Below are 11,668 nucleotides of genomic sequence, written 5' to 3'. Positions count from 1 at the left end.
CCGGCGGGTCAGTGACCAACCGGGCGGTGGCGCTTACAGGCAGTGCTCAGACCTTCGGGCTGGACTCGGACACAACCTTCAGTTTGCCGTCCACGATGTCCTTGCTGATCTGGTCCAGCTCGGCCTTCAGTTCGGCCGGGACCTGGGAATCGAAGTCGTGGAACGGTGCCAGCTTCACACCCTCGTTGGCCAGCGTGCCAACGTACGGGGTGTTGCTGAACTTTCCGTCCTTGTCTTCCTTGACCACCGTCTCCACGGCGTCGCCCATCTCCTTCATCACGGAGGAGAGCATGATGTCCTTGTAATCGGGTGCCGTGAGGTATCCGTCGGAGTCAACCCAGATGAGCTTGACGTCCTTTCCGGCGGCCTTGGCTTCCTTCAGCGCCGCGCCGGCGCCCTTGCCCACGGGGCCGGCCACGGGCATCACAATGTCGGCACCCGAGTCCAGGAAGTTCTGCGTGAGCTGCTTGCCGACGTCCTGCTTTTCGAAGTCGCCGGTGAAGCTGCCGTCTTTCGCTTCCTTGTTCCAGCCAAGGAGCTTGACGTCCTTGCCCTTCTGCTCGTTGTAGTACTTGACGCCGTCCGCGTAGCCGTCCATAAAGATGGTGACGGTGGGGATCTTGATGCCGCCGAACGTGGCGACCGTTCCGGTCTTGGTGGACCCGGCAGCAAGGTAGCCGGCCATAAACGCAGCCTGGGCCGTGTCGTAGATGATGGGCTTGACGTTGCTGATGGGGGTTTCATAGCCGAAGTCAATGATGGCGAAGTGGCTGTCCGGGTTCGCCGTTGCCTGTGCCTTGGTGGCGTCGCCCAGCAGGTAGCCCACCGTGACGGTGAGGTCGCAGCCGGCGCTGACCATGGCCCGCAGGTTGGGGTCGAAGTCGTTGTTGGTTTTGGATTCAACCTGGTTGACCTTGATGCCCAGGTCGGTTTCGGCCTTCTTCAGGCCCTCGTAGGAGGACTGGTTGAAGGACTGGTCGTCAAACCCGCCGGAGTCGGAGACGATGCACCCGGTGTAGTCCGTGGCGCCGGCGCTTGGGCCGCTGCCTGCCTCGGGTGCCGCGCCGCAGGCGCTGAGCAGGAGTGCGGACGCGCTGATGGTGGCCAGCCCTGCCAGTGAACCGCGCTTGAAGGGTGCACGCAGTGATGTCTTCAATTTTCCTCCAGGATGAAGAGAGTGGCGCTACGGCTGGAATTCAATGAGTGTCCGTTTCTACACTGAAATTCTGTTTTCACTGAGGGCCCGCAGCACTGCGCCGGAGCGCACTGATGCCATTACTTTAGTGGCCTGCGCCACTCCCCTGTAGCACAGGGGCACCCGTTCCCGGAGATTGTTTACAAGTTGTTACCAACCAGTAGGCGTGCCGCGCGGTGGCGGCACGCCTACTGGCTGCGGAGGCGTTTAGCCCTGGGGCTGGATCCGCACCAGCATCTTGCCGGTGTTGGCGCCGTCCAGCAGGTCCATAAAGGCCTGCGGGGCGTTTTCGAGTCCGTCCACGATGGTTTCGTCGTAGCTGATGGAGCCGTCTGCAAGCCACGCTGCGGCCTTCTCCATAAACTCGTCCTTCAGGTGCCAGTAGCCACCCACCAGGAATCCGCGCAGGGTGAGCTGCTTGCCGATGGCCAGCATCAGGTTCCGCGGCGCCGGCGTGGGCTCGGTGGAGTTGTACTGGGCGATGGCGCCGCACATGGCAACGCGGCCACCCACGTTCAGTACGGACAGTGCTGCCTCGAGGTGCTCGCCGCCGACGTTGTCGAAGTAGACGTCGATGCCGTTGGGGCCTGCGGCTTTTTCGAGCTGGTCCCGGACAGGTCCGTCGTTGTAGTTGAAGGCGGCGTCGAAGCCGAGCTCCAGCAGGCGGGCCACTTTTTCCGGAGTACCGGCGGAACCGATGACCCGGGAGGCGCCCATGGCCTTGGCGATCTGGCCCACCAGCGAGCCCACGGCCCCTGCTGCGCCGGAGACGAAGACGGCGTCGCCGGCCTTGAATTCGGCCACCTTGAGCAGGCCGGCGTAGGCGGTCAGGCCCGTCATGCCGAGGGCGCCGAGGAAGGCGGACTCCGGGGCAAGCTCGGGGCGCACCACGGCGCTGGTGGCGGCGTCGACAACGGCGTACTCACGCCAGCCCAGCGAGTGCACCACCGTCTCCCCCACGGCCCGGTCAGCTGACCGGGACGCGATGACCTCGCCCACGGCGCCGCCGTCGAGCGCCTGGTCCACGGCGAACGGCGCCGAGTAGGACTTGACGTCGTTCATGCGGCCCCGCATGTAGGGGTCCACCGACATAAAGGTGTTGCGGACCAGGATCTGGCCCTCCTGCAGCTCCGGCAGGCCCGACTCGGCGAGGCGGAAGTTCTCCGGCGCCGGCCGGCCTACGGGGCGGGAGGCGAGCTGGATTTCGCGGGTGCTGGCGGGAAGTGTTGTGACGCTCATGCTGCAAACTCCAATACCTTGATGTCCACCGGGATGTTGCCGCGGGTGGCGTTTGAATAGGGGCAGACCTGGTGGGCTTTGGCGACCAGGTCTTCTGCGGTGCCCAGGTCGAGGGCGGGCAGTGCGATTTCGAGGTCGACGGCGAGGCCGAAGCCGCCGTCGGGAAGCTGACCCAGGTGCACCTTGGCGGCGACGGCGGAGTCCGCGAGGTCGGCGCGTTCCTTGCGGCCCACAAGGCGCAGGGCGGAGTGGAAACAGGCAGCGTAGCCGGCGGCGAAAAGCTGCTCGGGGTTGGTGCCTTCGCCGCTGCCGCCGAGTTCAACGGGGCTGGCCAGGTCAACTTCGAGTTTTCCGTCATTGGTGCGTGCGGTGCCGTCGCGGCCTTCGCCGGAGGCCAGTGCCTCGGCTGTGTAAAGGGTCTTCACAGGAACAGTTCCGTTCTGTAGGTGATTGCTTGAAAAATGGGGGGTCCTGCCGCGGGTCAGACGGCAGAGTGCAGGGCTGCGGTGAGCTTGCCCAGTGTGGTGCGGAGCTGCTCCAGCTCATCGGCTGAGAGGCCGGCAGCATCTGCGAGCCGCTGCGGGATGGCACTGGCCCGGACGCTGAGTTCCCGGCCTGCGGCGGTGAGGTGGACGGCCACCCGGCGTTCGTCCTCTCCCGACCGGCGGCGCTCCACAAAGCCCAGGGCTTCGAGCCGCTTGAGCAGGGGCGACAGAGTGCCGGAGTCCAGGCCAAGTTCCTCGCCCAGTTCCTTGACGCCCCGGGGGTCGTTCTCCCAGAGGACCAGCAGTACCAGGTACTGCGGGTAGGTAAGGCCGAGGTCTTCCAGGACGGGCCGGTAAACGGCGGTGGCTGCCCGGGATGCGGAGTACAGCGCAAAGCACACTTGACGGTCCAGCCTGGGGGTTTCGCTCATGCATCTACCGTAGCCCACAATTGAATTGTGCACAACTTAGATTGGGGCGCACAGCAGCGCTCCCCCACCGGCCGCGTCTACAGGTCGCGGATGGTCCGCAGTGCCGCAGCGGTCAGGACCCGGATGCCCAGTCCCAGGGCGCGTTCGTCCAGGATGTAGTCGCCGCGGTGCAGGTCGTACTCCTCGCCGCCCGGGGTCTTGGTGCCCAGCCGCATCATGGCGCCGGGAAGTTCCGCCAGGAACCAGGCGAAATCCTCCCCGCCCATGGACTGCGGGGTCAGCACCACGGCGCTTTCGCCGATTTCAGCGCGGGCGGACGCTTCGATGATTGCCGTTTCATGCTCGGAGTTGACCACCGGCGGCACGCCGCGGGTGTGTTCCAGCCGGACATCAACGCCGTAGGGGGCGGCCACCTGGTGGACCACCTCGTCCAGCAGTTCGCCGGCAGCGTGCCAGGCGTCACGGTCCAGGCAGCGCATGGTGCCCGCCATGTACCCGGTGCCGGGAATGGCGTTGGGGGCGGACCCCGCTGAAATCTGGCCCCACACCACGGACACGCCGCTGCGGACGTCCACGCGGCGGGAGAGGACTGCGGGGACGTTGACGGCGATCTGCGCCAGCGCAAAAACCAAGTCCTCGGTGAGGTGCGGGCGGGAGGTGTGGCCGCCGCGGCCCGAAAGTTCGATCCGGATGGTGTCCGACGCCGAGGTGATGGCGCCGATGCGGGTGCCGATCTTGCCCACCTCGATCCGCGGATCGCAGTGCAGGGCGAGGATCCGCGGAACACCTTCCAGGACGCCCTGTTCAATGCAGGAGTGCGCGCCGCCGGGCATGGTTTCCTCGGCCGGCTGGAAGATGAGGCGGACGGTGGCGCCCAGCGGGGTGGCCTGGTGCATTTTCTGCAGGACCAGGGCGATGCCCAGCATGGTGGTGGTGTGGACATCATGGCCGCAGGCGTGGGTGACGCCGTGGTTCTTTGAGGCGAACGGCAGGCCGGTTTCCTCAATGATGGGCAGGGCATCGATGTCCCCGCGCAGGGCCGTGGCGATGGGGCCCTCCCCTACGTCCACCGTGAGCCCGGTGCCTTCGAGGCGGCGCGGGCTGAGCCCGGCTGCCTCCAGCCGCTCGGCCAGCTTGTCGGTGGTGCGGAACTCCTTGAAGGACAATTCCGGATGTGCGTGCAGGTCCCTGCGGAAATCGATCAGTTCCGGCAGGAGCGGCTCCAGCCATGGAGCCACCAAAGCGGTGGGTTCGGCTTCAGTAGTGTAATTGCGCACTGGTTCACTCTAGCGAGCGCCGCCGCTTTACGGGCATCACGGCCGCCGCGTTACTTCCCGCGGCCTCCCGCCGTCGTCGGGTTGACGACGGCGGGAGGTTGGCGAGGGCGGGAAGTTGACGACGGCGGGCGGCCGGTTTCAGAGGACGTCGGTGTCGCCGCTGGCCTTCAGGGCGTCCACGGCGGCTTTAACGCGCTGCGAGTTCGCCATGGTGGTCACCAGCAGGGCGTCGGGCGTGTCGACAATGACCACGTCCTGGATCCCGATCAGCGCGATGACGCGCTTGGTGTCAGTGACCACCACGCCGCTGGAGTTTTCGGTGAAGACGCGGGCGCCCTCACCGAGCACCGTGACGTCGTCAACTTCCCTGGCGGAGTTCAGCCGGCCCACCGAGGCGAAGTCGCCCACGTCGTCCCAGCGGAAGGAACCCGGGACCACTGCGACGTCGCCGGCTTCCGCGGCGGGCTCCGCCACGGCGTAGTCAATGGCGATCTTGGGCAGGGTGGGCCAGACCCTGGCCGTAACCTCGTCGCGGTCCGGGGTGTCCCAGGCGCGGGCGATTTCCTGCAGGCCGTTAAAGAGGCCGGGCTGGTTGGCTTCGAGGTGCTTGAGCATCAGGGCCACGGGCGCCACGAACATCCCGGCGTTCCAGGAGTATTCGCCGCTGTCCACATACTGCTGGGCAACTTCCTCGTCCGGCTTCTCGACGAACTCCACAACGTCCAGCGCGCTGGGCGCGCCGTCGATGTTCAACGCCTTACCGGAACGGATGTAGCCGAACCCTGTGGAGGGGTGCGTGGGCTTAATGCCGATGGTGACGATCTTTCCGGCGGCAGCGGCGTGGATCGCTTCGCGGACCGCTTCCTGGAAGAGGTTGTCCGGGCTGATCACCTGGTCTGCTGCGAAGGAACCCATGATGGTGTCCGGGTCCCGTTCGTGCAGGATGGCTGCGGCCAGCCCGATCGCGGCACCGGAATCCTTGGGCTCGGATTCGAGGACCAGGTCCGAATCCTCCAGCTCCGGGAGCTGGCGGCACACAGCCTCGCGGTGGGCCTGGCCGGTGACCACCAGGACCCGGCTGCCGGCCAAAGGCTGCAGCCGGTCAAAGGTGGCGCGCAGCAGTGTGCTGCCCGAACCGGTGAGGTCGTGAAGGAACTTGGGAGCTGCGGCTCGTGACAGGGGCCAGAGGCGGGTCCCCACTCCGCCGGCCGGAATCACCGCAATAAAGCGGTCAAGGGGTGATACCGGGCTTGTCACTGTGTCTGTACTCATCAGGGCCTACTTTAGCCGAACCGGCACCGCTGCCCCGGTAAAGTGCCCCCGGCACGACACATCAGGGCCCGGCCGCGCAACCCACTGTGGCGTTTGTCTCACAAAATCCACCGAACCCGCGCCGCTGCTGGTCACTAAGTGGCTCCTAAATTGAATAAGCTGTAAGCGGAGCCTAGATTTAGGCTCGAGCTACGAGTGCTCTCGCAGCAGGCGTTCCCCCCGCGTGGATCTCATGCCAGCGCCGCTGTGTTGCAGGGAGGTTTATTCAGTGCCGACAAAACCAGCTGGCACCTTGTACCGCGGCCGTGAAGGCATGTGGTCCTGGGTAGGACACCGGATTACCGGTGTAGTGATCTTTTTCTTCTTGTTGGTCCACGTCCTGGACACCTCCTTGGTGCGGGTTTCGCCTGAGGCGTATACCGCCGTCATTGGCGCCTACAAGAATCCCCTTATGGCGCTGGGCGAGACCGGCCTTGTTGCCGCCATCGTGTTCCACGCCTTCAACGGCCTGCGGATCATCGCCGTCGACTTCTGGAAGAAGGGCGCCAAGTACCAGCGCCAGATGCTCTGGGTTGTCCTGGGCCTCTGGGTAGTGACAATGGTTGCCTTCTCCATCCGCCACCTGTCCCTCGCCCTCGGAGGTCACTAAGCCATGACTGCAACAATCGACAGTCCGCGCAGCGGCCGGATCGCACCGCAGTACCGCCGCAACGGCGGCAGCCGCGGCAACTTCGAGATGGTGGCCTGGCTGTTTATGCGCCTCTCCGGCGTGGTGCTGGTGGTGCTGATCTTCGGCCACCTCTTTGTGAACCTCCTGGTGGGCGAAGGCATCCACGCGATCGACTTCGGCTTTGTGGCCGGCAAGTGGGCCGACCCGTTCTGGCAGTTCTGGGACCTGGCCATGCTGTGGCTGGCCATGCTGCACGGCACCAACGGCGTGCGAACCATCATTAACGACTACGCCGAGAAGGACTCAACCCGCCGCTGGTTGAAGACGGTCCTCTACAGCGCAACCGTTGTCATCATCGTCCTGGGCACCCTGGTGATCTTCACCTTCAACCCGTGCCCCGTCGTCGACGGCGTTCCCCTGCCGGGCGGTTTCTGCCCTGCCTAGCAGCAGCACTTTCCAGGGCCCGCGGGCATAACCGCGGGCCCTGTTGTGCGGGGCAGCCAACGCCGCCCCGTTGTTTTACAGGAAATTTGAGAGAAAGAGCGTCTGGTATGCAGGTCCATAAGTACGACGTCGTCATCGTCGGTGCCGGTGGCGCTGGCATGCGCGCCGCGATCGAATCCGGTCAGCGCGCCCGCACAGCAGTACTGACCAAGCTCTACCCCACCCGTTCACACACGGGCGCGGCGCAGGGCGGTATGTGCGCGGCCCTTGCCAACGTCGAAGAGGACAACTGGGAATGGCACACGTTCGACACCGTCAAGGGCGGCGACTACCTGGTTGACCAGGACGCCGCCGAAGTCATGGCGAAAGAAGCCATCGACGCCGTGCTGGACCTGGAAAAGATGGGCCTGCCGTTCAACCGCACGCCCGAGGGCCGCATTGACCAGCGCCGCTTCGGTGGCCACACCCGCGACCACGGCAAGGCTCCCGTCCGCCGGGCCTGCTACGCCGCTGACCGCACGGGCCACATGATCCTGCAGACCCTGTACCAGAACTGCGTCAAGCACAACGTCGAGTTCTACAACGAGTACTACGTCCTGGACCTCCTGACGGTCGAAGAGGACGCGGTCCGCGAGGACGGCACCCCGTACAAGCAGAAGCGTGTTGCCGGCGTCGTCTCCTACGACCTGGCCTCCGGCGAACTGCACGTGTTCCAGGCCAAGTCGGTGGTCTTCGCCTCCGGCGGCGCCGGCAAGGTCTTCAAGACCACCTCCAACGCCCACACCCTCACCGGTGACGGCATGGGCATCGCGTTCCGTAAGGGAATCCCCCTCGAGGACATGGAATTCTTCCAGTTCCACCCGACAGGCCTGGCCGGCCTGGGCATCCTGCTTTCCGAGGCCGCCCGCGGCGAAGGCGCGATCCTGCGCAACTCCGAGGGCGAGCGGTTCATGGAGCGCTACGCCCCCACCATCAAGGACCTGGCGCCCCGCGACATCGTGGCCCGCTCCATGGCCAACGAGGTCCGCGAAGGCCGCGGCTGCGGCCCGAACAAGGACTACGTCCTTTTGGACCTCACCCACCTGGAGCCGGCGCACATTGACGCCAAGCTGCCGGATATCACCGAGTTCGCCCGCACCTACCTTGGTGTGGAGCCCTACACGGAACCCGTCCCGGTGTTCCCCACGGCGCACTACGCCATGGGCGGCATCCCGACGAACATCACCACCGAGGTCCTGCAGGACAACGACACCATCATCCCGGGCCTGTACGCCGCCGGTGAGGTGGCCTGCGTGTCCGTGCACGGCTCCAACCGGCTGGGCACCAACTCGCTGCTGGACATCAACGTGTTCGGCAAGCGCGCCGGTGTGGCCGCGGCCGAGTACGCCAAGACCGCCGACTACGTGGAGCTGCCGGAGAACCCGCTGGCTTACACCACGGAACTGCTGGACATCGCCCGCAACGGCGAAGGCGACGAAAAGGTGGCCCTGATCCGCAAGGAACTCCAGGACACCATGGACGCCAACATGCAGGTGTTCCGCACCGCGGACACGCTGAACCAGGTCCTGGCCGACATCGCCTCCTTCGAGGAGCGGTACACGCGGATCAACGTCCAGGACAAGGGTAAGCGCTTCAACCTGGACCTGCTGGAGGCCGTGGAACTGGGCTTCCTGCTGGAGCTGGCCAAGGTCATGACCGTGGCGGCCCTGCACCGCGAGGAATCCCGCGGCGGACACTTCCGCGAGGACTTCCCGGACCGCAACGACGAGAAATTTATGAAGCACTCCATGGCGTACAAGGATGACCACGCCCCGGCAGACGGATCGGCTGAAGCAATCGCCGGCATCCGCCTGGCCACGAAGCCGGTTGTCTTTACCCGCTACGAGCCGATGGTGAGGAAGTACTAAGATGACCGCTGAACTCGCTGAGCCAGCCTCAAAGATCGAACTGCCCGCAGGTGTGGGCGGCGGCGGGGAAATCCCCACGTTCGACGTCCACCTGCGTGTGCGCCGGTACAACCCGGAAGTCTCGGAAGAGGCCACCTGGGATGACTTCCACCTGACCATGTACGGCACGGACCGTGTCCTGGATGCCCTGCACAAGGTCAAATGGGAGACGGACGGCAGCCTGTCGTTCCGCCGGTCCTGCGCCCACGGCGTCTGCGGTTCCGATGCCATGCGCATCAACGGCCGCAACCGCCTCGCCTGCAAAACGCTCCTGAAGGACCTGGACACGTCCAAGCCCATCACCGTGGAACCCATCAAGGGCCTGCCGGTGGAGAAGGACCTGATCGTGGACATGGAACCGTTCTTCCAGTCCTACCGCGAGGTTATGCCCTTCCTGATCAACAAGGGCCACGAGCCCACCAAGGAACGCCTGCAGTCCGCCGAGGACCGCGAACGCTTTGATGACACCACCAAGTGCATCCTCTGCGCCGCGTGCACCTCGTCCTGCCCGGTGTTCTGGACGGACGGCCAGTACTTCGGTCCCGCCGCAATCGTCAACGCCCACCGCTTCATCTTCGATTCACGCGATGACGCCGGCGACATGCGCCTGGAAATCCTGAACGACAAGGAAGGTGTGTGGCGCTGCCGCACCACCTTCAACTGCTCCGAAGCATGCCCCCGCGGAATCCAGGTCACCCAGGCCATCGCCGAGGTCAAGCAGGCAATCCTCTCGCGCAAGATCTAAGGATCCAACGCTGACGACGGCGTCCCCCACCCCATGTGGTGAGGGGCGCCGTCGAACTTTTAAGATGCCCTATCACCTATGGTCCCCAAAACCCCCTTTTAGGGACCATAGGTGATAGCGCAAGCCGTCCGCACAAACGAAAGGGGACACCGTGTCCCGCTCCGAAAAGGTCTCCTTCACCGGCTCCACCGGCGAGGTGCTCTCCGGCATCATCGATGTCCCCGAGGGCCCGGTGAAGGGCTGGGGCGTGTTTTCGCACGGCTTCACCCTGGGCAAGGATGCGCCGTCCGCGTCCCGGATGTGCAAGGCGCTGGCTGACAGCGGCGTGGGCATGCTCCGCTTCGACAACCTGGGCCTGGGCGGCTCCGCCGGCGAATGGTCCGCCGGGTCCTTCAGCCACAAGGTGGCGGACACGGTCAAGGCGGCAGAGTACATGCGCAGCGTCGGCAGGGAGATCTCCCTGCTGGTGGGCCACTCGTTCGGTGGAGCCGCCGTGCTGGCAGCTGCCAAGGAGATTCCGGAGCTCGACGCCGTTGCCACAGTCGGGGCGCCCTTCTCACCCAAGCATGTGGCGCACGTCTTTGACGCTGCCCTGGACCGGATCCTTTCCGAAGGCAGCGCCGAGGTGGATCTGGGCGGAAAACGCGTGGAGATCCGCCGGCACTTCGTGGAGGACCTGGAGAACGCGGACCTGACCGACTGCATCCGGCAGCTCCACAAGCCGCTGATGGTGCTGCACTCCCCCACAGACAACACCGTCGGGATCGAGAACGCCAGCACCATCTTCCAAACGGCCCGTCATCCGCGGAACTTTGTGTCCCTGGAGGGCAGCGACCACCTGCTCACGGGCAAGGGCCAGGCGGCACGCGCCGCCCGGATCATCGCTGCCTGGGCCGACCAGTACCTCGACGCCTGACGCTGCCCGCGACGGCCCTGCCGGGAACCGGCGTGGTGGCCACCGGGACCTTGCCCGGCTGGACCTGCCGGGCGCCCCAGGCGGCCTTCTCGCCGTTCGCGGCGCCTGCGGCCAGGTCACCTTCGCGGATGGTGGCCCAGGACCCGGAGAGCAGGTAGACCTGGCTGACCAGGTTGAACCAGATCAGCAGGCCGATGATGATGGCGAACGGGGCCAGCAGCGGGTTCCGGCCGGCGCCGGCCAGCAGCTCGGTGCTGAACAGCTGCAGGACCGTGGTGCCCACGGCGGCGATGATGGTGCCTTCCAGGAGGGCCCGGCGGGAGAATTTGAGCCTGGCTGCCAGGCGGAACATGATCACGGCCGTGACCCAGCCCAGCACCAGTGGCACGGCGATTTTGACGATGGTGGTCAGCGGGCCGGCCACGGCGTCGCTGAGGCCCAGGAAGTCGGTGACCCACCCCGCAGCGGTGCCGAACACCAGCGATGCGCCGGAGCTGACCACCAGGGCCACGCCGAGGAGCACCAGCGTGCCGGCGTCGCCCGCTTTGAGCAGCACCGGGCTGATGACCAGCGGCGGCAGCTGGTTGACGCCCCGCAGGCCTTCCCGGACGCCGTTGATCCAGTTCAGCGCCGTGATGATGGTGACGACGGCGGCGATGACCGCGGTCCAGCCCAGCCCGCTGGGGTTCAGCAGGTCCTGCGGGTCCACCAGGCCCTCTCCGCCGTTGACCTTGAGCAGGCCCGGCGCGCTTTGCGCCACGCTGCCCACAACGGTGTCGAGGAGCTGCGGCTGGCCGCGGAGGACCAGCCCGGCAATGGAGAAGCCGGTGGCCAGCAGGCCCGTGATGGAGAAGAACATCACAAAGCCGATCCCGGCGGCCATCAGCGGGCCGTGCTGCCGGTTGTAATGCGCGAAGGCGCGCATGGGCAGCAGCGAGTTCAGCCGGGCCAGGAACAGCATAAGCATGGCCAGCGGGACGGCGAACGGGCCGCCGCCGGAACGGCGCGCCTTGCTCAGCTCCACCCGTTTGTGGCTGACCTCCAGCCG

12 protein-coding genes are annotated in these 11,668 nt (G+C 65.8%); 5 read left to right on the top strand and 7 right to left on the bottom strand.

All coding sequences use genetic code 11. The features are described 5' to 3' along the window. Positions 1 to 46: 46 nt before the first annotated feature. The 6 genes from ACRB8A_RS05520 to ACRB8A_RS05495 form a co-directional block, all read right to left on the bottom strand. Positions 47 to 1,156, bottom strand: coding sequence for a BMP family lipoprotein (locus ACRB8A_RS05520; RefSeq protein ID WP_050684897.1), 1,110 nt, complete (start codon positions 1,154 to 1,156; stop codon positions 47 to 49). A gap of 246 nt (positions 1,157 to 1,402) precedes the next feature. After that, on the bottom strand, positions 1,403 to 2,434 hold the full coding sequence (locus ACRB8A_RS05515; protein ID WP_432245792.1) for an NADP-dependent oxidoreductase: 1,032 nt from the start codon (positions 2,432 to 2,434) through the stop codon (positions 1,403 to 1,405). Next, on the bottom strand, positions 2,431 to 2,859 hold the full coding sequence (locus ACRB8A_RS05510) for an organic hydroperoxide resistance protein (RefSeq protein ID WP_432245791.1): 429 nt from the start codon (positions 2,857 to 2,859) through the stop codon (positions 2,431 to 2,433). Before ACRB8A_RS05510 ends, ACRB8A_RS05515 begins: the two co-directional genes overlap by 4 nt. A gap of 56 nt (positions 2,860 to 2,915) precedes the next feature. Further along, complete coding sequence (locus ACRB8A_RS05505; RefSeq protein WP_050684894.1) at positions 2,916 to 3,350, bottom strand: MarR family winged helix-turn-helix transcriptional regulator; 435 nt, start codon at positions 3,348 to 3,350, stop codon at positions 2,916 to 2,918. A gap of 77 nt (positions 3,351 to 3,427) precedes the next feature. Next, positions 3,428 to 4,627, bottom strand: a complete 1,200-nt coding sequence (locus ACRB8A_RS05500) for an amidohydrolase (RefSeq protein ID WP_050684893.1) — start codon at positions 4,625 to 4,627, stop codon at positions 3,428 to 3,430. A 138-nt stretch (positions 4,628 to 4,765) separates the two neighbouring features. Then, a complete protein-coding gene (locus ACRB8A_RS05495) occupies positions 4,766 to 5,899 on the bottom strand; it encodes a mannose-1-phosphate guanylyltransferase (RefSeq protein WP_432245790.1) in 1,134 nt (377 codons plus the stop codon). 268 nt (positions 5,900 to 6,167) lie between these two features. Here ACRB8A_RS05495 and sdhC point away from each other — a divergent pair, with 268 nt between their 5' ends. The 5 genes from sdhC (at position 6,168) to ACRB8A_RS05470 (ending at position 10,620) form a co-directional block, all read left to right on the top strand. After that, on the top strand, positions 6,168 to 6,548 hold the full coding sequence (gene sdhC, locus ACRB8A_RS05490; RefSeq protein ID WP_082178227.1) for a succinate dehydrogenase, cytochrome b556 subunit: 381 nt from the start codon (positions 6,168 to 6,170) through the stop codon (positions 6,546 to 6,548). Between the two features lie 3 nt (positions 6,549 to 6,551). Next, entirely contained in the window at positions 6,552 to 7,013 is a 462-nt protein-coding gene (locus tag ACRB8A_RS05485; RefSeq protein WP_050684890.1) for a succinate dehydrogenase hydrophobic membrane anchor subunit, read from the top strand. A 107-nt stretch (positions 7,014 to 7,120) separates the two neighbouring features. Beyond that, positions 7,121 to 8,920 carry a succinate dehydrogenase flavoprotein subunit gene (sdhA, locus tag ACRB8A_RS05480; RefSeq protein WP_050684889.1) on the top strand — a complete coding sequence of 600 codons (1,800 nt, stop codon included), beginning with the start codon at positions 7,121 to 7,123 and terminating at the stop codon, positions 8,918 to 8,920. A gap of 1 nt (position 8,921) precedes the next feature. Next, on the top strand, positions 8,922 to 9,704 hold the full coding sequence (locus ACRB8A_RS05475) for a succinate dehydrogenase iron-sulfur subunit (protein WP_050684888.1): 783 nt from the start codon (positions 8,922 to 8,924) through the stop codon (positions 9,702 to 9,704). Between the two features lie 151 nt (positions 9,705 to 9,855). Then, positions 9,856 to 10,620: an alpha/beta hydrolase family protein gene (locus ACRB8A_RS05470; protein WP_056597906.1), complete on the top strand. Its 765-nt coding sequence runs from the start codon at positions 9,856 to 9,858 to the stop codon at positions 10,618 to 10,620. Here the strand turns inward: ACRB8A_RS05470 and ACRB8A_RS05465 are convergent. Further along, entirely contained in the window at positions 10,583 to 11,644 is a 1,062-nt protein-coding gene (locus ACRB8A_RS05465; protein WP_082484149.1) for a YihY/virulence factor BrkB family protein, read from the bottom strand. The two genes, ACRB8A_RS05470 and ACRB8A_RS05465, sit on opposite strands and share 38 nt — an antisense overlap. Positions 11,645 to 11,668: the final 24 nt, after the last annotated feature.

The organism is Arthrobacter sp. G.S.26, from assembly GCF_050847375.1.
In the GTDB taxonomy this organism is placed as follows: Bacteria; Actinomycetota; Actinomycetes; order Actinomycetales; family Micrococcaceae; genus Arthrobacter.
Note: the sequence above shows the minus strand (reverse complement) of the source record. Positions and strands in the feature narration are given on the sequence as shown.